This window comes from Sporosarcina sp. FSL K6-5500 (assembly GCF_038005665.1).
In the GTDB taxonomy this organism is placed as follows: Bacteria; Bacillota; Bacilli; order Bacillales_A; family Planococcaceae; genus Sporosarcina; species Sporosarcina psychrophila.
In genome coordinates, this window is record NZ_JBBOTP010000001.1 from 4,673,991 (window position 1) to 4,698,098 (window position 24,108).

23 protein-coding genes and 1 pseudogene are annotated in these 24,108 nt (G+C 37.5%); 6 read left to right on the plus strand and 18 right to left on the minus strand.

Annotation, left to right across the window (positions count from 1 at the left end; translation table 11 throughout):
• Positions 1-398 precede the first annotated feature (398 nt).
• The 4 genes from MKX62_RS22525 to MKX62_RS22540 form a co-directional block, all read right to left on the minus strand.
• Positions 399-1,697, minus strand: a complete 1,299-nt coding sequence (locus MKX62_RS22525; RefSeq protein WP_340742398.1) for an MFS transporter — start codon at positions 1,695-1,697, stop codon at positions 399-401.
• Positions 1,698-2,205: 508 nt separating this feature from the next.
• Positions 2,206-2,646, minus strand: a complete 441-nt coding sequence (locus MKX62_RS22530) for a hypothetical protein (protein WP_340742399.1) — start codon at positions 2,644-2,646, stop codon at positions 2,206-2,208.
• Between the two features lie 201 nt (positions 2,647-2,847).
• The gene (locus MKX62_RS22535; protein WP_187045240.1) at positions 2,848-3,261 is read right to left on the minus strand and encodes a universal stress protein; all 414 of its coding nucleotides are present in this window, start codon (positions 3,259-3,261) and stop codon (positions 2,848-2,850) included.
• A 13-nt stretch (positions 3,262-3,274) separates the two neighbouring features.
• Positions 3,275-4,684 carry a SulP family inorganic anion transporter gene (locus MKX62_RS22540; protein ID WP_340742400.1) on the minus strand — a complete coding sequence of 470 codons (1,410 nt, stop codon included), beginning with the start codon at positions 4,682-4,684 and terminating at the stop codon, positions 3,275-3,277.
• Between the two features lie 119 nt (positions 4,685-4,803).
• Here MKX62_RS22540 and MKX62_RS22545 point away from each other — a divergent pair, with 119 nt between their 5' ends.
• On the plus strand, positions 4,804-5,367 hold the full coding sequence (locus tag MKX62_RS22545; protein WP_340742401.1) for a recombinase family protein: 564 nt from the start codon (positions 4,804-4,806) through the stop codon (positions 5,365-5,367).
• A 383-nt stretch (positions 5,368-5,750) separates the two neighbouring features.
• On the opposite strand, the gene MKX62_RS22550 is transcribed toward MKX62_RS22545, so the two are convergent.
• The 3 genes from MKX62_RS22550 to MKX62_RS22565 all read right to left on the minus strand — a co-directional run bounded on the left by MKX62_RS22550 (position 5,751) and on the right by MKX62_RS22565 (position 7,943).
• A complete protein-coding gene (locus tag MKX62_RS22550; protein ID WP_255428456.1) occupies positions 5,751-6,101 on the minus strand; it encodes a hypothetical protein in 351 nt (116 codons plus the stop codon).
• Between the two features lie 649 nt (positions 6,102-6,750).
• Positions 6,751-7,089 carry a hypothetical protein gene (locus MKX62_RS22560; protein ID WP_187045243.1) on the minus strand — a complete coding sequence of 113 codons (339 nt, stop codon included), beginning with the start codon at positions 7,087-7,089 and terminating at the stop codon, positions 6,751-6,753.
• Positions 7,090-7,391: 302 nt separating this feature from the next.
• Entirely contained in the window at positions 7,392-7,943 is a 552-nt protein-coding gene (locus MKX62_RS22565; RefSeq protein WP_340742403.1) for a hypothetical protein, read from the minus strand.
• A 641-nt stretch (positions 7,944-8,584) separates the two neighbouring features.
• On the opposite strand from MKX62_RS22565, the gene MKX62_RS22570 reads away from it, so the two are divergent.
• The 3 genes from MKX62_RS22570 (at position 8,585) to MKX62_RS22580 (ending at position 10,848) form a co-directional block, all read left to right on the plus strand.
• Positions 8,585-8,902 (plus strand): pPIWI-associating nuclease domain-containing protein, encoded by a 318-nt coding sequence (locus MKX62_RS22570; protein ID WP_187045245.1) that lies wholly within the window; start codon positions 8,585-8,587, stop codon positions 8,900-8,902.
• 155 nt (positions 8,903-9,057) lie between these two features.
• On the plus strand, positions 9,058-9,336 hold the full coding sequence (locus MKX62_RS22575) for a hypothetical protein (RefSeq protein ID WP_340742404.1): 279 nt from the start codon (positions 9,058-9,060) through the stop codon (positions 9,334-9,336).
• Positions 9,337-9,726: 390 nt separating this feature from the next.
• A complete protein-coding gene (locus MKX62_RS22580; protein ID WP_340742405.1) occupies positions 9,727-10,848 on the plus strand; it encodes a hypothetical protein in 1,122 nt (373 codons plus the stop codon).
• Between the two features lie 502 nt (positions 10,849-11,350).
• Here the strand turns inward: MKX62_RS22580 and MKX62_RS22585 are convergent.
• The 4 genes and pseudogenes from MKX62_RS22585 to MKX62_RS22600 all read right to left on the minus strand — a co-directional run bounded on the left by MKX62_RS22585 (position 11,351) and on the right by MKX62_RS22600 (position 15,219).
• Positions 11,351-11,794, minus strand: a complete 444-nt coding sequence (locus MKX62_RS22585; protein WP_340742406.1) for an ATP-dependent DNA ligase — start codon at positions 11,792-11,794, stop codon at positions 11,351-11,353.
• Positions 11,791-12,557: pseudogene (gene ku, locus MKX62_RS22590) on the minus strand (non-homologous end joining protein Ku). Before ku ends, MKX62_RS22585 begins: the two are co-directional and overlap by 4 nt.
• A gap of 49 nt (positions 12,558-12,606) precedes the next feature.
• A complete protein-coding gene (locus tag MKX62_RS22595; RefSeq protein WP_340742407.1) occupies positions 12,607-14,028 on the minus strand; it encodes a vWA domain-containing protein in 1,422 nt (473 codons plus the stop codon).
• Between the two features lie 15 nt (positions 14,029-14,043).
• Positions 14,044-15,219, minus strand: coding sequence for an AAA family ATPase (locus MKX62_RS22600; protein WP_340742408.1), 1,176 nt, complete (start codon positions 15,217-15,219; stop codon positions 14,044-14,046).
• A gap of 485 nt (positions 15,220-15,704) precedes the next feature.
• Here MKX62_RS22600 and MKX62_RS22605 point away from each other — a divergent pair, with 485 nt between their 5' ends.
• Both MKX62_RS22605 and MKX62_RS22610 read left to right on the plus strand, forming a co-directional pair.
• Positions 15,705-16,079, plus strand: a complete 375-nt coding sequence (locus MKX62_RS22605; RefSeq protein WP_340742409.1) for a hypothetical protein — start codon at positions 15,705-15,707, stop codon at positions 16,077-16,079.
• Positions 16,080-16,192: 113 nt separating this feature from the next.
• On the plus strand, positions 16,193-16,453 hold the full coding sequence (locus MKX62_RS22610; protein ID WP_340742410.1) for a hypothetical protein: 261 nt from the start codon (positions 16,193-16,195) through the stop codon (positions 16,451-16,453).
• A gap of 261 nt (positions 16,454-16,714) precedes the next feature.
• On the opposite strand, the gene MKX62_RS22615 is transcribed toward MKX62_RS22610, so the two are convergent.
• From MKX62_RS22615 to MKX62_RS22645, 7 genes are all read right to left on the minus strand, one after another.
• A complete protein-coding gene (locus MKX62_RS22615; RefSeq protein WP_340742411.1) occupies positions 16,715-17,353 on the minus strand; it encodes an O-methyltransferase in 639 nt (212 codons plus the stop codon).
• Positions 17,340-17,675: a hypothetical protein gene (locus MKX62_RS22620; RefSeq protein WP_340742412.1), complete on the minus strand. Its 336-nt coding sequence runs from the start codon at positions 17,673-17,675 to the stop codon at positions 17,340-17,342. The genes MKX62_RS22615 and MKX62_RS22620 overlap by 14 nt, the downstream gene beginning before the upstream one ends.
• Positions 17,676-18,381: 706 nt before the next feature.
• The gene (locus MKX62_RS22625) at positions 18,382-18,813 is read right to left on the minus strand and encodes a MarR family winged helix-turn-helix transcriptional regulator (RefSeq protein WP_340742413.1); all 432 of its coding nucleotides are present in this window, start codon (positions 18,811-18,813) and stop codon (positions 18,382-18,384) included.
• 14 nt (positions 18,814-18,827) lie between these two features.
• Positions 18,828-19,307 (minus strand): glutathione peroxidase, encoded by a 480-nt coding sequence (locus MKX62_RS22630; protein ID WP_187045255.1) that lies wholly within the window; start codon positions 19,305-19,307, stop codon positions 18,828-18,830.
• 13 nt (positions 19,308-19,320) lie between these two features.
• Entirely contained in the window at positions 19,321-19,740 is a 420-nt protein-coding gene (locus MKX62_RS22635; protein WP_340742414.1) for an organic hydroperoxide resistance protein, read from the minus strand.
• A 340-nt stretch (positions 19,741-20,080) separates the two neighbouring features.
• Positions 20,081-22,687 (minus strand): cation-translocating P-type ATPase, encoded by a 2,607-nt coding sequence (locus MKX62_RS22640; protein ID WP_340742415.1) that lies wholly within the window; start codon positions 22,685-22,687, stop codon positions 20,081-20,083.
• Between the two features lie 690 nt (positions 22,688-23,377).
• Positions 23,378-24,064, minus strand: a complete 687-nt coding sequence (locus MKX62_RS22645; protein ID WP_340742416.1) for a VCBS repeat-containing protein — start codon at positions 24,062-24,064, stop codon at positions 23,378-23,380.
• Positions 24,065-24,108: the final 44 nt, after the last annotated feature.

Sequence of the window (24,108 nt, forward strand, 5' to 3'; positions counted from 1 at the left end):
CCTATATGAACTGAGTGAAGGCGCGTTACTAGGGGTAGCCAACCGAACAACGAAGAGTTCGGTTGGTATAATTTCTGCATTCTCCGCAGAAATTATACCGTTAATGCCAAGAGGCTATTCCATATAGTTTAAAGGATACCTCATCTGGCTAAGGGCTGGAGGCATCCCCGAGCGCCGTAACGGATTTGATGGGAGTCTTTATTTCAACTTATATAGTTACTCTTGGTAAATCAACAGAAGTGTTGATTTACACAAAAATAATACCGGAATCCCGCCGAGTTTTGGTCGATGGATTTCCGGTGTTTTCTATTCAATAGAATGAAGTGTAATTCTCTCATTTTTCTTTTCATATCACATGTGCTAACTGCTGCAGGATCATTATTTTCTTGCTTCTGTCATTAAGTTTTGTGATTTTCTTTTTTCTCTTTAAACCGTTTCCAAACAATAAGTGGTATCAAAAGCAACGAAAGGTACATGCCGAGAAAGCCTAAAACAGCATAGCTTGAGTAGGCAACAATGATTCCTGACAATATACTGCCTGCTGTTCCAGCTAAAGCAACCCATACATCAACAGAACCTTGTGTTTTTGCACGTGTTGTCATATCAGTTGAATCAATGATGATTGCTGTTCCGCTGATTAAGCCAAAATTCCATCCAAGGCCTAACACTATTAGTGCAATCGTCAACCAGACGAGGGAATCACCTGGAGAAAAGGCTGCTAGTAATCCCGCAATTGATAACGTGACACCCGAAGCAATGACCATTACTGTACGACCGAATTTATCGACTAATAGACCTGTACCAAGCGATGGCAAATACATCGCCGCAATATGTAGACTGATCACCATTCCAACGACCGTCAGTCCAGATCCATGGTTTTGCATATGGATTGGGGTCATTGTCATGATCGCAACCATGACGAGATGAGACAAGACGAGAACCATCGCACCGACAAAAATACCGATTCGGTTTACTTTACTCTGTCGTGTTTTATTTACTGTTGTAGTATTTGAATCAACTTGTTTTTCCTGCTTTACCGCAATTGCTCTTGCAACTAGAAATGGATCAGGACGCAAATAGAAGAACAACGTTAGTCCAGCTACGAGGTACGCCGCCGCTGCTAATATGAATGGCCCCGCTAAAGCTGGTATACCTAGCGTCATTGCGAAGTTCCCCATCGGTGTCACTAAATTAGGTCCCGCCACCGCACCTATCGTAGTTGAAACCATTGCGATGCTAATGGCAATCGCACGCTGCTTGTCACTAGCCAAATCTGTTCCGGCGTAACGCGCCTGTAGATTCGTCGAAGTCCCTGCACCATAAACAAATAGCGAAATAAATAATAACAACACATTGTCCATAGTCGTTGCGAAGATGACACCTATCGCACCGATTCCACCTGTGATGAACCCAAGTGACAACCCGTACCGACGACCAAAACGCTGCGAAATCCTGCCCACTAAGAACGCTGCAAGCGCAGATCCAAGTGTAAACAATGCAGCCGGCAACCCTGCAAAGCTTGCAGTTCCTAACATATCCCTAGCAATTAATGCCCCCACAGTAATCCCAGCTGCAAGTCCCGCCCCACCAAAAATCTGGGACATCACGACAACGAATAGCGACCGCTTATAAAGCTTTTGTTGTGCTTCAATTGAATCTACATAGTGTGCTAGCCCTAACGAGTCTTTTTTTCTCATATGGAAATCCCCCTTTACCAACTCAAAGAAACCAATAGGACCAAATTTAAGGGTAGTCATCTAACATACTATCCGTGACTATATTTTAACCCCCCCGTACACTACAAGGGATTTATATAACAAATCATCTATTTATGTGATTCAATATCCCATTTGATGGTTTATTTTGCTATTAAAAAAGCCCGCTTTGGTACGCATTATGAAATGGCGTAGCGGGTGAAGTTGTTATTTGTTTCTGCGCAGACACTTTATTATTGAGTACGGTACAGGAAGTTTTATTTTACCCATTCAAGAGAATTTAACAGTACTTCAAGCGCAAGTTGATGTAATAACACACTACACACTTGATTCCTAGAACAAACCGAAAGAAGAATAATATCACTGGTAAAGGGTTCTCGTCAGGGGGGAAATATATAAAAAATGTAACACTTATTTCAACGCCCCAAAAAAGCATCGATTATAGCACCGATACTTTCTATTTTCAATTCAGGAAATAACGTATTATTTTTTATTTACTTAACACTAGTTCTTTCAATTTCGTGGCATTTTCCTTGTCCATTGTACCGTAAGTATTTTCAACCCTATCAATAATTGTTGCCGTTTCATTACCATCATTAAACCAAATAAAGTATTCAACTAATTTTTCAGTCATATGTTTATCAACACTGAAAAATAAAGTTACTTTTACATCTTCTCTTCTATCCATCTCAGCTTTTACATTTTGTTGCCATTCAATTTGGTCAAATATCACCCTCGACAAATCCACAATATCTTTATCGGTAATCATTACCGCTTCGTCATAGCTTTCATCAGGTTTCACCACTTGAACATCAACTCTAGTTAATTGTTTCACATTCACTTTACTTAGTTTTTCCTCATTATTGCTACAGCTTATCAAAAGCAAGGTAGATATTAAAATGATGGTAAGGGACTTAATCATTTTTTTCACAACTAACACCTCCTATTTCAGTATGTAAAGATTCAATTACACTACTGATGCATTAATATGTGCGTGAAATTAATAATACACATAACCCCAAAAATAGGAAGGAGTCCAAACAAAAAAATCTTTATAATGGAATGCACAGGCACTCTTTATTCAACTTCTCACCAGTCACATGGATCGTATAGTAGTGGGAATGAAGGCCCTTTATTTAACAATCGTAATCGGACAATTTACATGCTTCATTACTTTGTGACTGACGCTGCCGATTATCATTTCTTGAAAAGTATTTAAGCCGCGACTTCCGATGACAAGGTGGTCAATTCCTTCTGAATTCACATACTTTATTATTTCTTGACTTGGATTCCCTTTCAACATGGTAGTCTTCGTCTTCACTCCGACATCTTTTGCTAGTTCTAAAATAGGATGCATTTTTTGTTCTCGTTTTAATGTTAAGCTCTCTGGACTTTGCGATAACAGCCGCTCATCTTTTGCCTTATTATAGTCCGAGACATAAATAACTTCTAACTGCGCATCAGGTAAGTAACGGACGATCGTAATAGCATGTTTTGCTGCACGTAAAGCATTTTCTGACCCATCAATTGCTACAGCAATCTTCATGTGAATTCCTCCCTTATGTTAATCGTTTGTACAATTGTTCACTTGAAGAATTTAACCCTTGAATCTGTACCTTCACACCTTTTTGCTCAAGCTTCTGTTTCACTTTATATATTGCACCGACTGCAGATTCATCCCACAGCTGACTGTTTTCAAAATTAATGACGATTTCATTTTCTGTAACATTGTCGAATGACTGAATAAATTTCGTAGTTGATGCAAAAAACAAAGGTCCTTTCACCTTATATCCATCTAAATCATGCGTTACTGTCACACGAGAAATTTTTGCAACAAAAAATAGCGCACTTAATATAACACCACTAACAACACCAATCGCTAAATTATGTGTATATAAGATAATCGCAATTGTAATGAGCATAACAAGTGATTCCGATTTAGGCGCTTGTTTCAGAAACTTAAACGAACCCCAATTAAATGTTGTAATACTAACCATAATCATCACCCCGACAAGAACAGGCATCGGAATTTTGATAACTACATCACCTAAAACGATAATTAAAAACAGTAGAAATACACCCGCGGTTAATGTCGATAAGCGTCCTCGTCCACCTGATTTAATATTGATGATTGATTGACCAATCAAAGCACAACCTGCCATCCCACCGAAAAAACCAGTGATAAAGTTGGCGATCCCTTGTCCACGTGCTTCTTTATTTTTATTACTCGACGTATCAGTCATATCATCCAATACTTGGGAAGTAAGTAATGATTCCAATAAACCAACAATCGATAAAGCCAAAGCATAAGGGAATATGATTTTTAACGTTTCAAAGTTAAGTGGAATATCTGGAAGAAAAAAAACCGGCAATGAATTTGGCATCGTCCCTAGATCACCAATCGTCTGTAACTTCACACCACTTATGAGCGCAATACAAGTCATAACGACAATCGCAACAAGAGGTGCAGGAATAGCCGTGAAAAATCGTGGAATCGCGTACACTAAAATTAATGTAACAATCGCAAATAGATAGGTCATACTATTTGAACCCAGTAAATAAGGCAATTGTGTAATGAAAATCATAATCCCTAGTGCATTCACAAATCCAAGCATGACGGAGTTTGGGATGAAGCGCATTAAATTCGCAACACCAAGTCCCCCGAGTATTAATTGAATAATTCCTGTTAAAATTGTGGCTGCAAGTACATATTGTAGACCATGATTTGCCATTAAGCTGACGAGCACTAAAGCCATTGCACCTGTCGCAGCTGAAATTAAACCAGGTCGGCCACCTACAAACGAAATAATGACCGCAATTGTAAATGAAGCATATAACGCGACACGTGGATCTACACCCACAATGAACGCAAAAGCCAATGCTTCGGGAATGAGTGCCAGTCCTACAACCATACCTGCTAAAAGATCGGCACGCATATTCCCAAACCACTGTTGTTTTAAAGTATACATACGGTTCCCCTTTCATGATGTCTAAAATTATAAAAAAGCTTATGCCAATGTTAGAATGTTAATATCATATCATTTTTAGTCCCATAAGGTAATACTTTTGGGAAGTTAGGAGCGAAAAAATGAAATACGGATATATCCGTCCGATTGTCTTGGATCAACATTGCGCCCACCAATTAAATGAACTTTTCATTGATACATTATGTAAAGAGACACATGGACTTGCCAGGAAAAGAACAGAGCTTGAACACTTATTAATGGCACTTAAAAAAGATGATGAACTATTCGTCCAAAATATTGTAGTATTAGCTGATTCCCTGCAGCAGCTTTTAGATATTTTACGACTAGCAGAACGAGATCAAATCGCCATTCACTTCCTCGATGAACAATTATCCAATCAAACAATACAAAAAGCTTCACTACTTCAAAGTGCTACTTTTTTCACGGATTTACAATCTAAATTTCTAAGCCATTCTTCTACATTTACACTACAAGCTGCTAAACAACAGGGTAAATCGATTGGTCGTCCACGAAAACCAGATGACAATTTACAGCTGGCTTTTTCAATGTATGACAGTAAGAATTATACGTTATATGACATAAAAGAAGCGACTGGAATTAGTAAGTCTACTTTATATCGCTATTTGGATGATCGTTCTACATCGGTATCCGATGAGACAGAATAACAGATATAAAACTAGATATGTTGCAATAAAGAATCCTACCAACAACGCTTGGCGCTAGGGGGTGCCTCCCAATTGGTCTTCTTTCTGGCTTATCGCGGGAGGCATCCACAAAGCGTCAAAGCGGTATTGGCAGGAATTCTAATTAGTTCTAAGTATTAGAACTTTTTCAACGACTTCCAAAAAGAGTGGAGCTCCTCGCCTCGCAATCTAGCCAAACCACTCAGGATGAATCCGGCCGGCATCTCCTACTTCTTTGGATCCGCTGACAAAGATGTATGTTTTTGACCGGGCGTACGTGGATTATAAGCCCTCGATCTCTTCACAGACGATGGCATCTTTTTCGTTTGTAGATTGAAGAAAAACGTCCGCTTTTAAAAACTATTTCACCATTTTATTGTTAGGTTATCACCAGCATGAAATATACTTGTGCCTTTGATATCAATAGTATTACCAGTTGTTTTTGATTTAGAAATAGCACTACTGAATTCATTTCCTTTTAATAGGAAACCTAACTCTTTTATTACTTTATGCGTCTCATTAATCTTATTCAGATCCCATACCATCACACTCTTAGATCCTGCATAGTATCGGTATATCAATTTATTTTTTGTTTCACCTCCTATTTTAATACTTACTGATTCGGTACCTACATTATACTCATATCCATTCCCAAACACAGCCTTAAACTCATCTCTCACACTATCCAGTGTCTTATTCACTATAGGAGCAGTCACAGGCGTTTTAACTACTGGAGGCGTAATAACAGGTGTAGTAACTACAAAACCCTTACCTTTTACCCTAGCATCTACCTTACTTATACCACTTTCTAATCACCTTTTCACTACGAATACAGGACGCGCTTATACCCCTTCGTATTTGTCACAATACGTGAAAAAAGAGATTACTAGCCTAGACCAATTGAACTTATCTGATCAAACGATGAAAGTCACACCTCACGTTTTTCGACATGTATTTGCGATCATATCAAAGATTAACCGAGGGGATATATACGACATTATGCGTTCTCTTGGTCACGAGAAGTTCGAAACAACAATGATCTATTTAGAGAAAATCTTCGAGAAAGAACGTCATGCGATTCATGCATGGAAGCCAGACATATTTGGGGATTATATCTAATTGACATAAAAAAACTCACGTAACAGGACTAAAACCGTAGTTTTAGAGCTGCTGCGCGAGGGTACTCCTCTTAAGTCGTCGTCACAAATCAAGACATATAAAAAAGGGTTACAAGGGCTTCACATCGTGAGAAGCCCTTGTAACCCTTCAATTTCTACCACAAAGGTTCATCTTTATTACTTAACTTTAAGAATGGAAGAATACACAACACTCGGAAAAGGAAACTTTGGATAAACTCAGTTAATGCTATTTATCTGCACGTCTTCTCGCAAATGTAGATGGGGAAAATGAAACTTTATATTTGTCTTCAAGTTCTCCCCTTAATTTCTCTGTTAAATACATACCCTGTTTATTATGTTCTTCTTCTAGTTCAATCCCATTTGGAAATACTCCATCTTTATCCCAATCAATCCATTTGCCATATTTCCATACCCATTCCATTAATTCTGATTTCAACGCAAGTGAAATTGGAATATCTTCTATATCCAAGTTACATCCACATTGATTACACCATATAGGGTCGGCTCCTATATCTCCTTCGACTTTTAAGTCATGTACTTCTTTTTGTTTACATAAACATTTCATATTATTTTAGACTCCTTTCTAATATATTGGCCCAGTTAGTCCCCATGCTATTTTGAGAATTGCCGATTCTCCCTTATCACGCAAATAATTGTATGTATACTTAAGTGAAGGTTATTTCGTCAATCAAAACTACGATCCTTTGTCCGATATTCTGTTTAAAGGCGCGAAAACTTAGGATACAGCTTTGCAATCACTGTACCCGAAGTCTCCTAATCCAGCAACTAATATGAACAATTAACTAGTTGCTTTACTCTTATATTAGAGCAATCGTTTTATATGTGAACTCTTCTGTTATCTGAGAGCTATTTCACATCCCCAAACCATTCCCAGTTTTTACGTACCCAACTTGCTTTTGGTGCGGGCTGTAAATAAACTGTACTAACTTCATCTGTAGTTTTCTTAAGTAAGACAGCAGTTTGATTACCTCTATACCAAGTAATACGTTCCCCACTAAATTTATCTACATATTTCAAGCCTGAACTTAGACTTTTATCCATCATTTGCGCAGAAATCTTCCTAGTTACTGCTTGTTCAGCAGCATGTGCTGATACTCTACCTACATTACCGGCTGCGGTTCTTGCAACAAATGAAACCCCAAATCTAATAGTAACACCCACTAATAATGGAACAATAGGGAATATAAACTGCGGCTGTACTTCTGATTCCAAATTAATTCTAGGACCATTAAAACTTTCTGTGGGTAATTGATTTATATCATTTAATTCAACATTCAAGATTTTTTCTTGTGTGCTTTCTAAACTTTCAGCTGCAAAACCCGTTGTACCTCCAATTGTTGTAAATAGAAGGATACATGCTGTAACAATTGGTATTATTTTATATATTAGTTTTTTCAACTTAACCACTCCAATTTATTTTTTAGTGTTCAAAAATATTGCAATACGATTTTTCCACCTCGAGGTAATGCAATACTAACATGTAATTATACAGTAATCTCCTAAATAGTATTTTTTGTAGTTTTATGGTTTTTTTTGCTAATAATACTTATTCAATGACGACAATTTTCAAAGGTGACTTCCGTCATTTTATTATACGTAACTCAGCAGGATTTCCCACTAACTATGGAGGGGCTACATTAAGCGGAAGTGGGCAACTAACGGTTAGAAATAAAGCTCAACCACAGGTACGTCTATTCACTACGAATACAGGAAGCGCTAATTCCCCATCGTATTGAATGAATCACATGACGTTCTTTCACAAAGGTTTTCTCTAAATAGATCGTGACAATACGTGAAAAAAGAGATTGCGAAGCTGGAGCAGCCGAACCTATCAGAACAAACGGCGTACACAATGGCGCAGAATACATAATAACCCGCGGTAAAAGATTCTGTTACATGTATTTGTTAAACTGTTTTACTATTGACTATTAGGAACTAATTGGATGGACATAGTAATAATAAAATCTTAAACTATTTATTCCGATTACCCAATGCCTTAGTAAAAGAGTATACGAAGGAAAGGGAATCACTAAAAATCCTTGAGATGTGCGAAACAGGATTACGCTGTATTAAAGATTCGGAATGTGTCGAAGAATATAGAACATTCTACTATCATTTCGACGTTTATAAAGCGCTGCATAGTGACAGTAATTTTATTACTTGCTAATATTGCTGGCATAGTAGACGTTGAACATCAGTATGGTTCTAACCGTGATTTTAGAAATGGGGATGGGATAAGGATGAGTATGTCCCATCCATTCAATATCGAATTGCAAATTGATGTAATTACTCCTTTAGAAATAGATATTGAAATTGATGATATTAAAGTAGATAATTCAAGCTTCTATGATGAGTGAATTTAAAGGGGCAAACTCCATTATTGGAAGTTTTTGAGTACGCTTAAAACGTATACCCAGTGCATAGCCCCACCCCTATCCTCAAGTCCATTAGGTTCCTTCATGGATGAATGCCTTCGATAATATACATATTAATCATTAGAAAATGAGAATCAATGATTAAACTAGATAACAGTAGAATTGAACGTTTAGCTGTTCAGGCGATTGTAAATGAAGCTAATAGACCTGGTAATCATTTACTCCCAAATATCCCTATTGGGGACAAAGGAATTTCATTTGACGGAGATATTCAAGTATTTGAAAACGAGAATGAAACAATACAATCGCTATTAGGAAGAGTCCCTATACAAGTAAAAGGCACCCAAGTTAATAAGTTTACAGAAGGATTAATTTCATTTACTTTTTCAATGGAACACTATAAAAATTATTACTAAAATAATGATGTTTTACTATTTGTCGTTGAAGTCCAGCAAGATGGAAGTACAAAAACCTTTTATAAGAACTTGTTGCCTCTCGAATTAAAAAAATTAATTTCCCATTTCGGAGAAAATAAAAAGCAAAAAAGTCGAGTTGTTTACCTAAGAGAATTAGAGGAAACAAACATTCAAACTATCTGTGAAAACTTCCTTTCGGAAAGTCCTAAGCAATCAATTGGTCTAGGCGACTAATGTCCTATTGAAATAAATGAATTCGATTCATTTAGCTTTAAAAGTTTAACCTTTAATCCGAATAATATTTCAGATAATATATTCGAACATGACTTTTATATATATGGTACAAAAAAGGACTTCGACTACCCTATTGGATTTGGAGTAATTGGAAAAATGACTAGGGAAGGAAAAGAAGATTTCGAGGTTGATGGGGTACCTTTCAATTTCCACTTAAAAGTTGAAGAGCGGGAAAACTTTATAAAAGTAACGTTAGAAAATTCATTGGAAGTCATTTTTGATATTAATGACTCGGAACAACAAATTAAGTTTAATCTCTTTAATTTTCACTCCATTGCATCGCAACTAAAAGTACTTCCCTTCTTAGAGCTCATATTAGCTGGGAAAACCGTCAGTTTTAGAGGTGTTTTCATCGAAATGAATGACCTTGATACAAAAGAAATGATCGAAAACTCGAAACATAACTTTAAATTATTAAATGAGGTCAAGCCTGTTTTTGAAGAATTGAGTATTCCTAACGAAACAATTATAATTGGAAATATTAAGGACATCTATTTAAAGATCCAACTGATTGCAGATATATTTGTGAATCATGATTATTCGAGAATAAATAAAGAGAGTCTTGAAAAAGGGGGTCTACTAAACCTATATGTAGGTGATTTAAGAATACTCGTCTACTATAATCCAAATGAGAAAAAACTATTAATCAATGCATTCTCTGAAACTTATAGTAAGTTTGAAACAGTTTTGCACTTTTGGGAATCAGATGAAAGATTTGCAATTAGCCCATTTATATTTTTAACTTCGAATGAGCTAGAAACATGTGCTAATATCAACTTAAGAATAATTCAGGATTCCTTCATGGACCCTGTTAGGGTATTGAACAATGTGACCTTTCTATGGATAAATAAATTTTGTTTAAGTTGCATAACTTCTTATGATAATACACAAAATACACAGTTCCTTGAATTAGCAGAATATGTTTATATGCAATTGAAGGTAACTGAATTAGATGCGGATTATGAAATGCAAATTGAGTTCAATGTACTCCAGGTTTATTATCGTTTGAATGGAAGTCTGAATAAAGAACAAATTGAAGTACTCATTAAAATGAAATACAGTGCAGAATTCCGCGAAAATATTGCAGCGATGTTTAGCTGTAACGTATTGTTAAATAGTAAAACCGAAGCGGAGCACTTCTTTAACCGCTTAACTATAGAAGAAAGAACAGATTACTTGGTGCTTCCAATATATCAATTATATCTAAATATTAATTAGAGTAAGTACGGTAATATTAGTAATTGATTTATAAAATGGTATTATTTAATATATTAGTTTTTTCAATTCAACCACTCCACCTCCAGTCGATACCTTGAATATATTGTAAATACCATGAACTGTAAATCTAATAAAAGTGATTAGGGCAAGGACTTATTGTCCTTGCCCTAATCAATTTTTATTCTTATTTCACCTTAATTATTTGGGGTAATCGTAGTTTACCTCAACTTGTCCACCCCCGCGATTTAACCATAACGGAAAAAGGGGGAGCCAATGATTTTAACATCTGCCTTATCTCTTTGGTGAATCCAATAACAACGCTCCCCAAATAATCTCCCTCTGAACTATGTAACTGAACAGTTAGCGGCCCAAGCGTTACCTTCGTAACAACCACATCATGATAACTCCAATTTGATTTTTCGCCAATCATCCGAACGGGTGCCAGGAATGTAAGGTGTCCCCAATCGCTTGGCAACCATGCCTTCCATTCTGTTTTCTTTCATCACGCAAAAAGTGCTGCCCCTTCGGTGTAAACGTAGGGAATTAAATTAATGTAAGGCGAATCAATTCCAGCTATACATTCTGTTAATATTGCTTTTCTTTCTTCGAGTGGGTAACGAATGACTGATTTATTTTTATATGAAAGAACATCAAATCCCATCAATGAGATTGATTGATTTTTATTTCCACCGAAGCGAGACATAGATCCTGCGAAGTCGTCGGGGGCATTCGTGCCGGGTGCAATAAACTCACCGTCTAATAAAACCTCTTGACCAACAAATATAAGCTCAGGGAAGCGACTGGTGGTTATTGTTCCATGACGAGTATATGAATGGTCATTTCCAACTAACAGCCGGATACCATCAAACTTCGGTTCGTATAACCATCCCTCATCAGAACGTACTTCCTCTTGAGACTCCAATAGCATAGGCTTAACTAACTTCATGCCCGCTTCTTTTGTTCCTTGATTGTTGCAATGCTTTTCTCCATTGCCTCCATTAAATTAATAACATTCGATGGTTGTTCTGCATTCTTAGGTATTTTACTCTTAAGCAATTTTACTAAGCGTTCACGATATTCGTCGTGGTATTTAGTCGGATCAAATTCTGCTGTTAGTTGTTCGATTAAAGATAATGCAATTTCTTTTTCTTTTGCAGTTAATTTGACGTTAGTGATTTGTGGAAGGTCAATTGTAGACCTAACTTCATCTGGGAAATGTAACGTCTCTAGAACTAGATGGTTATCAAGTACCCGTACAGCTGCAAGACGTTCCTTAGAACGTATCGTTATCTTTGCAATGCCAATCTTTTTCGACTTGGCTAACGATTCCCTTAACAATGCGTACGCTTTTGAACCGTTGCTATCTGCAGCCAAGTAATAAGTTTATCAAAATATACCGGATCAATTTCTTTCAACTTCACGAACTCTACAATTTCAACTGATTTTTCTTCTATATCACTCTTCAAGCCCTCTAATTCAGCATCTGTAATAACTACAAATCGGTCAGTCGCATACTCGTAGCGCTTCACAAGTGACTTGGAATCCACATCCTCGTTACAAATAGGACATACCTTTTCCTGTTTAATCGGTTTCTTACATTTATCATGAATCTGCCTTAGCTTAATCCCTTTATCCTCTGTTGCCGAGTGTAACTTTACTGGAATTGTAACTAGTCCAAACGAGATAAATCCTTTCCAAACAGTGTTCACATCAATCACCTCACTCCTACGCCTGATTCATTTGTTCAACATATATAGTTTATATTTCAAAAGCAGTAAAACTGCCTGCGTCATCAAAATCATAAACTTGAATAACCCTGTCTGAAAATTGTTCTACTATATGTATGCTGCTTCCGAGCACTAGGGAAAGAACGTTGAAATCCTTTTCTTTTTTCTTTTTGTTGAATTCTAGTAGAAATGAATCGTTTAAAGTGTCCTCACCATCCGTAACGAAAACCAAATCGGCTTGTTTAAACCGACTTTCATTGATTACATTCATCGCTTGATCAAGCGGAAGTGCAAAATTCGTACCACCACCTAGAAAGGTTCGAGCCAAACTAACCATATCAGACCCTTTAATTTTCCCTTTTTCATATTTATGAATTTCTGTCAGAGTAGAGAATAATATTAAGCAAAAATCCCTTCGCTGCCTTTTCGCAATGGACATTAGGGTTAGTATAAAACCTTTGGATTGTGTATCCAGTTTGTACATACTGCCTGACTGATCTAGACAAAGTACGATTGGACCCTTCTCCAATACCTCACGCCCTTTCTGTTCATATTGCATGGTTTGGCCTTCCACAAAGCGACGAAGAAAATCGTTCTTCGATAGTGAATGCATGTATAAGCCAAATTCCATCGGGAGTAACCTCTCGATATCGTTGCCTAACGTAACTCCCCTTCTTCCCATAGACTCCTTATGTATGGATTTCTGCTTTTTACGGGCTATCTGTTTGAATCTACCCGCCCACTCCGCTATTTCTTTCATCGTTTTATCAGAAGCCATTTTTTCAGCTAATGCTAGTTGGTCGCGTAAAGGAACCTTTTTTAATTCCACATCACCACTCCCTGCACTACAGCCGCCAAGCAAAGACTTTAGACCGTCTTTCACTTGTTTTGTTTCTTGCATGGCTTGAGCCAATGCTTGTGAAAAGCTATGACTATTATTTTGAAGCAACTGTTGCAATTTCTCATCAAATTTAGTCATCATTTCATTAAAAATCTCTTCTGACACCCGACTTCCACTTCCTGGCTCTTCTTGCCAATCCTGCTCTTGAAGTCGCCTTTGCATTGCGTGAATTTCCTGGATCTGTTTTTGAAAGTCTTCATCTTCCTCTTTTTGTTCAGCTAGCCATTGATTCGTCTTTTCTCCGAATTTCACCGTGCCGATAGCTGACAATAAATCATCCAATCGGGTGAAGCTTCGGTAGTATACAAAGGATTCATCCGCCATGATTCTGTCCATGAGTGTTTTATTCACCTTAAGTACACTGTCTACGTCCCCTGTCAAAATTTCTGGTTTCATCTTATATAAGGAAGCCCAAATATCAGCCAATAATGGTTCGAACATTGGCAAAGCACCTTCACCTCTTACCTTTTGAAGACCCAGAGACATGTCGAAAATTTCTTTGAAACGTCTTTTATCGTATGCGTCCGTATTCAAGACTGAACGATTCTTCATAAAGAATACCCCCTTTCACATATTAAAAAAGGTGCTGGTGGAGCCCCTCTTGTCATTTTGGGATTCAAAATACCACGGTTCTAAAATACTATCCAGGATTTCATGTTCCATCGAGGTCACTTTATCAAGTAATGGGCCAATATCAGCCTTCCTACTTTGATTGATACTTTGGAGGTTCTTCAAATCAGCCACTAAAGCTTTCATTTTTTGAGTTGCTTCCATTCCTGCTTCTGGCGAATGATCCTGCAGGATGGCGTAGAATACTTCATTTGCTTCATTTTGTATGGAGTAGAGGATCTGAGTAACAACATCTTGTGAATGGTTGCGAATAATGGAAGACACGGTATCTTTTTGATCCACCGTTTCCCAGAGTACATTTTCCAGGATGACAATATCATCTATCTTCACAACTTGCCTTTGGTTTATCAACGCCTTCGCTTGAAGGACTGAAAGCGACTGTTGAAACCGCCTGTCAGAAGGCCGAATTCCCTCGTCACGCAAATTAGTACGAATTTCCGAAAGAATTTCATACACTTCATCCGGTATTGTAACCCTGTCCGTCAAAAACTGGAGTTGAATCAATTCATCCATCGTCAAGGAAGGCATGGCCTGATTTTGACCGGTCCCCTTCATCATAGAAACAAAATTCGTATCATCCGCAATATAGTCTAGCTCGAACCGAAGTAAAAACCTGTCGAAAAGAGCTTCAAGCCCTTCTCCTTCTTCAGGATATTCGTTCGAAGCACCAATAACTGACATTAAAGGGACCTTTACTGGCGTTCCGTTATTATAGAAGAGTCTTTCGTTGATAAGCGTCAGTAAACTATTCAAGATTGCCGAGTTTGCTTTGAATATTTCGTCAAGGAAAACTAGATTAGCTTCTGGCATTTTAGTTGCTGTATTCCTCTTGTACACACCTTGTTCAAGGTCTTTTAACGACAACGGGCCAAAAACTTCTTCGGGTGTACTGAACCTTGTCAGCAACCATTGGAAGTATTCTGTTCCTTGTACGATTTTTGCTACCTCAAACGCCAATGCGGATTTCGCAGTTCCGGCAGGTCCAATCATGAGCATATGCTGTCTAGAGAGCAGAGCTACAAGAATCCCCTCAACTTCGTTCTCCCGTTCGAAAAACTTTGAATTGAGTGCCTGTCTGATTTCCTCTAATTTTTTAAAATTAGTAATTGTCATTTTATATAACTCCTAACTTTGGAATGTAATTAAAGAAGGTATTCGGCTTCAAATGCATCTTGCTTTCCTTTACAAAGAACATGTCGAATTTGCCTCTGAAAGATTCTTGTTCTACATAACAGTTTGATGGATACTCAGTCATTTTAATCATCCAATTACTATATTTTCACCATAGATGTCTTTGCACCAACTATTCTTATAGGTAACGTCATACTACTGTTGAGTAACTCATTCAGTTGGCGCTGGAAATCCGATGAATCATCCCATTTAAATAGAAGGCATCTGTCGGGAAATAAACAGCGCCTACAGTTTACAACGAGGGGTCTTCAATATCTGACAGTGGTATAGACAATGATTATCATATGAAAGGCAGTGACTGGCGCCAGTCACTGCCTTTCATAATAGTTAGAAAAATGAAACTTTTATAACATACTTTCCGTATAAGAAGTAGATAAAAAATAAAAAAAGAGGAGGTGGTTGAGACTATGTACCATAATAAATCACGTTCGAATCGTATTTCTTTCTTCATAGAGAAGGTCTTTCGAGGGAAGACTGGCGTTGTCATATCTGCAGCTCTTACATTCCTATTACTTGTAGGCTGCACTCAAGACGAACCACAAGACAAAAACATAGAACTTATTCAAGGCTATCTGGAGTATGAATTGACTACTCCAAATAAAGAAGCAATACAAGCACACAATGAACTGTGGAAGTGGGTTGAGAAACAGAACCAGGGGAGCGTACCATTCAGTAAAGAGTATAGCGCATATTTAAAGGATAGCTACGGACCTTATTTTTCCGAAAGTGGTTACGATAAAGTTAATCTTCAATCAGAGGGGGTTTTCTTCATCCCCCACTGATTGTTAGTTTAACCATTCGGGCTTTTACGGGCAGTTGATCCCCCACTTATTCTTCTTGTGTCCTTGAAGACTTGAAGTGGGGGTCTTACTGCCCGTTAATGCGGGATAAATTAGTGAGAACTTATGTATTAATGTTCCACTTGGCGGCGGACAAATACGATTATCAGACAACTGTTAGTAAAATCGTTATAGAGCAAAATAAAGACACCCCAACGAATTATTACTTTACTGTTTATATTGAATATGAAAAAAAAGGGGAAGATAAAGTGGATGCAGAAATAACAGGGATAGCAATTCTTCGCCCAGGTGGAATAGAGGAGATTAAGTACCTTGGTGATAAGAAAATGTTGAGAACGCTTCTATCAGACGATTAAGAAGGAAAAGTAGATAATGAAATTTCAAAAGAAATCACCCAACTAATGGATGCTTATAGTTGTAGTTGATAAGTTGTTGTAAAGTGTCTCTCATAACTCACAAAAAAAATATATAAAAAGAGCGCTTATAGGGCGCCCTTTTTTAATGCTTTTATCGATGATAGTCTTCTCTTTAACGTTCTGAGTAAAGTACGATTTCCATTGTTATTTGTTTATTCCCCCAAAAGAGACCCCGTTAGTTATGTCACTGAAATTCTTCTGTTATCTCTTCACTCGTGAAATCGTCATCCCATCCCCGATTGGAATAAGAAGCGATTCCAATTGGGGATGATTTGCTACCGTTTCATTGAATGTTTTCATTAATTCTGTATAACGTTTTGGTTTCGCCTCCGGATCCACTACACTACCGCCAGCCAGTACGTTATCCGTCACGATTAACGCACCCGCCTCCGCAAGTCGAATGCAATAGTCTAAGTAATTTTCATAGTTTTCTTTATCTGCATCGATAAAGAAAAAATCAAATCGCTGCCCCTCGTCAACTAATCCTTCAAGGCTTTTCAAAGCTGGCCCCGTCCTATAAGATACTTGATCACCAAAGCCAGCCTTCGCTAAATTGCTAGCTGCTAACGTTGCATATCTCTCCTCTAATTCAAGGGAAGTTAATTTCCCTTCACTACCAAACCCTTTGGCAAGACAAATTCCACTATAGCCGCCAAGCGCCCCGATTTCCAGCACATTTTTCGCCCCTGAAATGGCTGTCAGCATCGTAAGTAGCTTGCCAGAAGAAGGTGAAACCGATATGGCAGGCATACCGTTTCCTTCAATCGATGCAATCACTTCCTCCAACAGAGTATCTTGCTTCGTAAACACTGAATCGATATATCCGTTAATTTTTTTCATCCAACTCAATCCCTTCCTCATTAACATCTACCATTGGCTTGCGATCCGACATTTCATCTACATTGATTTCAAATAGTTGAATAAACTCATTAATGATCATATCAATCGCTTTTAATTCACCGACTAAAATCGGCTGGATTGATAGAAATTCGGGTTGATCTAACTGTTGCATAATAGTTGAACGCTTCAGATTCATACGCTCTAAAAACGAAATTGCTCTTCCTCGACGAAAGGTTTTCGCACCACGCTGATGCACGCCCTCTTCCCCACCGTGGCGTCTGCCACGATGACGACCTTCTCCCTTGATATGTTCTTCTCTCATTTGTATTCTCCTCCTTTGTATACATTTGTATGCACATTATCATTATCTTAATTGTATACAAACGTATACACACTGTCAATATTAAGTTGTTTGTGTTTATTATAGAAAATAGAGGCTTAGGACTGTTCTTAATCATTTCCCTTTGTTGAATGAATCAAGGCTCGTTAACTCTTCGATTGTTATCTTCAGTAAATCTTTCCACATGTCAAATCCATCCCGTTTGGGTAAGCATGCTGTAAACTCTTTGATTTCAGAATTGCCTTGGAGCAGACGCTATATAGAAAGTGACAATGACTTAAATTCAAAACGATATGTTATAAAGATAGAGTAAGTAGTTATTCACTCGTTCCCAAAATCTTTAGCACTTCGTGTACCTGTACCTTCGGAAAGCGACGGATGAAAGACCACCATACAATTAACGAAAATAGCTGTTTAGGGGTGCGATTTTATCGCACCCCTAAACAGCTATAAATCCCGATAATGATGCAGTAGTCGTTCAATCCAAAGCGATCCGCAAGCACGTGTACATGGGGTGTCTAGTATTCACCGCAAAAGTAAGCAGTAATTTAATGGTTAAATTTAGTTGATTACAATTTGTACAATTAATTCTTTTACTTTCCCTAAAATATAGACTTAATATCACATCCATACCGCGCCAATGAATAATAAAAGGGTGAATGCTACTAAGGGACTGTCCTTCTACGCTTTACGCACCAGAGGAATTTGACCGTTCTTTCATTTTTTGATGCAGCTCATTCAGCCGCATCATCAGCTCATCATATTCAGACAAGCTGATGTTACAGAGTTGGATTTCTTCTGCGACTCGTTTCGTGATTGGCCCCTGATCGCGGTGCGCTTTTTCTTCTAAATAAATATACACTTTTCGTTCATCTTCTTGTGAGCGTTCTTTTCGTACCCAGCCGTTTTCCTGCATACGTTTAATCATCGGCGTCAGCGTTCCGGTTCCGAGGTCGAGTCGTGTACCAAGTTCTTTCATCGATATTTCATCTTTTTCCCATAACGCTAAAAGCACCAAGTATTGCGGATACGTCAAACCAAACGGCTGCAATACACTTGTATACAGCTTATTAAACTCTCCAGCCGTTTCGTATACAGCGAAACAAAGCTGGCTGTTCAATGACAGAAAATCCTTCATGATAAAATCTTGTTCAAATCTTCTTCGATTTTTCCAGGTTCAGTTTGCGGCGAATATCGCTTTACAACCTCTCCTTGTTGATTCACTAAAAACTTCGTAAAGTTCCACTTGATTTTTTTCGAAAACAACCCTTTTTTCTCTGTCGTTAAGTGTGTGAAAAGTGGATCCGCATCGTCACCGTTCACGTCAATTTTCGCAAAAATGGGGAACGTGACACCATAATTCACTTGGCAGAATTCTGTTGTTTCATTAATATCGTCAAACTCTTGATTATTAAACTGGTCGCAAGGAAATCCCAAAACCGTCAGCCCTTCATCTTTGTACTTTTCATAAAGCGACTGCAATCCGCCATACTGAGGGGTTAATCCACATTTACTAGCTGTATTTACAATAATTAGAGGCTTGCCTTCATATTCTTTCAGTGACGTGATTTCCCCATTTGTTTTTTTTACTTCAAAATCATAAACTGATACCATTTTAAGTCTCCTTTTAGTTAATCACTATTTCAACATCAACGTTACCATTGAGTGCTTTAGAGTACGGACAGTAGTGATGCGCTTTATTCACATATTCTTCCGCGACGGAATGGTCAACGCCCTCAATTGTTACTTCGAGCTTGACGCCAAGTTTAACACCTTTATCTTCTTTATCTGGGTAAAGAGAAACAGTCGCTATTACTTCACTGCTTAAAAAGTCAACTTTCCCCTTCTCCAACTGTAACTCAAGCGCACTGTTAAAGCATGCGCTGTAACCTGCAGCAAATAGCTGCTCCGGATTCGTTGCAGTTGTGACATCGCCCCCTAGTGCTGCTGGTTTTGCAACATCCAAATTGAAAATATTGTCCGGTGAATAGACATACCCATCACGTCCGCCTGTGTTAATGATCGTCGTTTCATAAAGTGCTTTCATGTCAAAAACTCCTTTTTCTTTTATTTAAATCGTTCACAACTAAATCGTACACGATTCATATTAAAAATGCAAATATAATCTAATTTCTCTTTTTATTATTTCTACGTTGTGACACCCCATAGATAATGACCAAAAGAACAAAGCCTGTTTATGATGGAATTCGTCAGTGGATCGCTAATTCGGGGTTTTGAATGCTGAAGCATAAAAAAAAATTAAAAATCCCTTTGGATACTAGTACCCAAAGGGATAAACCGCTATAACTTTTAATAAACAGTACGACTTTATTTCAGATGTGTATGGTTTCTGACACTCATACAACTGGAGCCAATTTATATTAGCATTATTTACTTCTTACGAATAACACTTTATACCACTGATTAACTAGAAACGGCATACAGGACAAGCAATAAATATAACCTAATTGTATCCCACTTAATGTTGCGACTTCAAACACACCCGTAAGCGATGGAACAAATAACACTAAATGTAAACATAGAAAACCTATTAAAAATGCTAGCCAAGTATAGAGATTCGAAAACACACCTATTGTGAAGATCGATTCTTTAGATCTAGAATTGAAGCCATGTACTAATCTTGACAAACATAATGTTGCAAATGCCATTGTGCTTGCTGTTTGCGTATCCCCCGTTGACAACCCTATTCGAAAAGCAATGATCGTAGCTATAGCAATTAATAAGCCTTCGAGTATCACTTGAGTCGTAAATGTTTTATTTAATAATGGAGTGTTAATATCTCTTGGCTTGTCCTTCATTGTGTTTTTATTATGCGGCTCTAAACCTATTGCAATTGCCGGCAAACTATCGGTAAGTAAGTTAATAAATAATAGATGCACGGGTGCAAAAGGGACGGGTAAACCTAATACTGTTGCATATAAAACAACAAAAATAGCACCTGCATTCCCTGATAATAAAAATAGAATGGCGTTTTTAATATTCGTATAGAGGCTTCTTCCATTCGAAATAGCTTTGACAATCGTTGAAAAATTATCATCCGTTAAGATCATAGAGGATGCATCTTTCGCTACCTCAGTACCGGTTATCCCCATCGCCACACCGATATCGGCTTGTTTTAAGGCAGGACCATCATTGACACCATCTCCCGTCATCGCAACTACATTTCCTTTTTCCTGCCAAGCTTTAACGATGCGAATTTTATGCTCTGGTGTTACACGGGCATAGACAGAGAAATCTTGAACCTTTTCTTGTAGTTGTTGATCAGTTAATCCTTCAATTTCATGTCCTTCGATCGCTTCTGATGGATCGTTTAAAATACCAATTTGTTTGGCTATAGCAGTTGCTGTTATTTTATGGTCACCTGTAATCATAACTGGTTTAATACCTGCTTTTATACAGCTTTCAACCGCTGATTTTGACTCTTTTCTCGGAGGATCCATCATCGCTATTAATCCGACAAAAATTAAATCTTTTTCGACTTCGACATCGATTAGTTGATTTTTCGATATCTCTTTGTAAGCAATTGCAAGTACTCTTAAACCATTCATAGAAAAGTCACGATTCACTTCTTCAATTTTATTACGATGTTCATCCGTAATATAAAGTACACCTTCTGAGGTTTCAATTTTCGCAATTTTGGATAGAAGAACATCTATTGCTCCCTTTGTAATCAAAGTATAGCGCTGATTGAACTGATGTACTGTACTCATTAGCTTTCTGTCTGAATCAAAAGGTATTTCGGCCAGCCTTGGATAGTGATTTCTTACGATTAATTCGTCAAGATTGTACTGCTTCCCCAATTTCACAAGTGCAATTTCAGTTGGATCACCAATTTCTTTACCATCTCTTTCCAAGGCGTCATTACACAATAGTGCCTTTAAGATAAGATTTTTCTCAATCGCATTTTCTGTATGTAGTTCATCATGCGAAATGACTTTTTGATCAATATATACTTGTTGAACACTCATTTTGTTTTCCGTTAATGTTCCCGTTTTATCTGAACAAATAACGGAAATACTTCCCAGACTTTCAACAGCATAGAGTTTACGTATAATGGCATTTTCCTTCGCCATTTTTTGTGTCCCAAATGCCAGCACAATGGTAATAATCGAACTTAACGCTTCCGGAATTGCTGCAACCGCCAGCGAAACAGCAAACATAAACGAGTCTACTAACTCGCGTCCTCGAAAAAGATCAATAATGAAAATGGCTAAACAGATCATCGTAATTCCTAAAGCTAATTTTTCCCCAAAACGATCTAAATTTACTTGTAAAGGTGTTTTCTTCTCTTTCGCAGTATCCAGTAAATTTGCGATTTTCCCAATTTCCGTTTCCATACCAATGGATGTAACAATGACGGTACCACGTCCATTGGTGACAAAGCTTCCAGTGAACACCATATTCTTTTTATCGCCAATCGTTACACGATCTTCTTTGATGGGCGCAGTACTTTTCGCAACAGCCAATGATTCACCTGTTAGCGAACTTTCATTAATATGCAAATTATGGCTTTCTGCTAATCTGCCATCAGCACTTATATAGTCACCAGCCTCTAAATAGAGAAGATCTCCAACTACTATATCTTCTGAAGAAATCTCTACTATCTGTTTATCTCGCATCACTTTTGCAACTGGAGAGGTCAAAGCTTTCAGATTATCCAAAGACTGTTCTGCCTTCACATGCTGCACAGTGCCCAGGATTGCGTTTAAAATAACGACAATCATAATCACAATCGTGCTTTCTACTTCACCTAATAGAAATGAAATGAAAGCGGCAATCAATAATATAATGACTAATAAATCTTTAAACTGTCCAAAGAAAACGGAGAATGTACTTGTCCTTTTTCCTTCCAGCAATTCATTATAACCGTATACTTCTTGCCTATTTTGGACGTCATAATCGCTCAATCCTTGATTTGTCACGTCCAACATCTCCATGACTTCAACTGATGATTGTTGATGAAATTCTGACATTCGATTCCCCTTCCAGCGTAAATTTAGTAGACAATACAATAGCACTAAAGCCTAGAAGTGAAATCTCTATGGGTTATATTCAGTAGAAAAAAAACTTCTATTTAATAATCTTTCTGTTAGCAAATCTCGATTCCCGACGAGCAGACCTCTTATGGATTGTCCTACCTTATGTAGGGAGTGAATCCACTTGAATATATTCCAGAAAACAGCATTCGATAATAAGATTTTCAATTTTTCTCCAATCTACTCCACCTCCATAATACTCTACCAATACTATTCCTAGTTCTGTTCCAGTATGCTAATAATCAATATACAAATTAAGTTATTTATTGTATCGGTGAAAACATAAAATAGATTCACTATTACTCTTTAGTTGATTTTAATTATATTAGTTTGGTCCACAAAAAAATAACACCTGAAGTCCACCGACGTTTGGTCAATGGATTTCAGGTGTTTTCTATTCTAAATACGGTACTTATTCACTAAACCAATTATGTGTGGAAAATACAGTTTTGTTTGAAATATAGAATAGACAACTTTCTAGAGGGATTGTAAATGCCCGAAGATGCAATTTCGGGCACTCTCGCACGTTATACAATGCGTTCTTTGCTTACTAGTAGCAAAGAGTATACACGTACCGCCTAAATAGGTAATCATGTTATTCACTAATCATCAGGTGTGGAAGTGCTACTAATTTGTGCTTGGTATAGAAACAGCCAACCGATTAGAAATTAATTGAGTGTCTTTCCATGTCAAAAGGTTTTCAACATATCCTAATGTATCTGCATTTGTTGGTCCAATAATGCGCTGTAGGGCCAATAGATCATAATTGTAACTTTCGTTAGTTGTAATGATTGGATGTAAAGCTCCTAAGGCAAGAACTTCACCTTTTAACGGATTTTTTAGTAGTCCATTATCATCGTAATACTGTGCTAAATAATCATAGCCTTTGTTGCTGATATCTATGGTGAACAATAGGTTTTGCCGAGAACTTTCAACACGCACTTTATAGAAATCCTCATAATTTACTTGGAATGTGTATTTTTCATTGTAGCTATCGACATTAAAGAGTTCATGTAAACTGTTATTTCTAAAGGAATAGATATAAAAGATGCCATATCCCCCACTCCCACCCGTATCAATGCTTACCATTATGTCAGGTACAAGATCGTTGTCAAAATCGCCAAGGAACAACCGTGCATTATATCCCGCGTTGTTTTTGAGATGTACGGTTGTACTTTTATAAGACTTGCCATCTTGAATAATAAGTGTAATATTGTCAGCAAAGATACCCGGTGGTCCAGCGACTTGACCATATAAATAAACCGTGTCTAGAATACCGTCTCCGTTTACATCTCCTGTCTTCAAGTCCAACAATGTACGATTCCCGTAAAACGCAATCCCTCCTGTTCAAATTCAAT

Bases quoted from the DNA above. Each gene is read 5' to 3' on its own strand.
- MKX62_RS22585 (WP_340742406.1), bottom strand. From the start codon at position 11,794: ATGAAGTTAGTTAAGCCTATGCTATTGGAGTCTCAAGAGGAAGTACGT.
- MKX62_RS22640 (WP_340742415.1), bottom strand. From the start codon at position 22,687: ATGTCAGAATTTCATCAACAATCATCAGTTGAAGTCATGGAGATGTTG.
- MKX62_RS22600 (WP_340742408.1), bottom strand. From the start codon at position 15,219: ATGACAATTACTAATTTTAAAAAATTAGAGGAAATCAGACAGGCACTC.
- MKX62_RS22605 (WP_340742409.1), top strand. From the start codon at position 15,705: ATGTACCATAATAAATCACGTTCGAATCGTATTTCTTTCTTCATAGAG.
- MKX62_RS22630 (WP_187045255.1), bottom strand. From the start codon at position 19,307: ATGGTATCAGTTTATGATTTTGAAGTAAAAAAAACAAATGGGGAAATC.
- MKX62_RS22595 (WP_340742407.1), bottom strand. From the start codon at position 14,028: ATGAAGAATCGTTCAGTCTTGAATACGGACGCATACGATAAAAGACGT.
- MKX62_RS22525 (WP_340742398.1), bottom strand. From the start codon at position 1,697: ATGAGAAAAAAAGACTCGTTAGGGCTAGCACACTATGTAGATTCAATT.
- MKX62_RS22575 (WP_340742404.1), top strand. From the start codon at position 9,058: ATGATTAAACTAGATAACAGTAGAATTGAACGTTTAGCTGTTCAGGCG.
- MKX62_RS22620 (WP_340742412.1), bottom strand. From the start codon at position 17,675: ATGAGAGAAGAACATATCAAGGGAGAAGGTCGTCATCGTGGCAGACGC.
- MKX62_RS22535 (WP_187045240.1), bottom strand. From the start codon at position 3,261: ATGAAGATTGCTGTAGCAATTGATGGGTCAGAAAATGCTTTACGTGCA.
- MKX62_RS22580 (WP_340742405.1), top strand. From the start codon at position 9,727: ATGACTAGGGAAGGAAAAGAAGATTTCGAGGTTGATGGGGTACCTTTC.
- MKX62_RS22545 (WP_340742401.1), top strand. From the start codon at position 4,804: ATGAAATACGGATATATCCGTCCGATTGTCTTGGATCAACATTGCGCC.
- MKX62_RS22560 (WP_187045243.1), bottom strand. From the start codon at position 7,089: ATGAAATGTTTATGTAAACAAAAAGAAGTACATGACTTAAAAGTCGAA.
- MKX62_RS22635 (WP_340742414.1), bottom strand. From the start codon at position 19,740: ATGAAAGCACTTTATGAAACGACGATCATTAACACAGGCGGACGTGAT.
- MKX62_RS22540 (WP_340742400.1), bottom strand. From the start codon at position 4,684: ATGTATACTTTAAAACAACAGTGGTTTGGGAATATGCGTGCCGATCTT.
- MKX62_RS22615 (WP_340742411.1), bottom strand. From the start codon at position 17,353: ATGAAAAAAATTAACGGATATATCGATTCAGTGTTTACGAAGCAAGAT.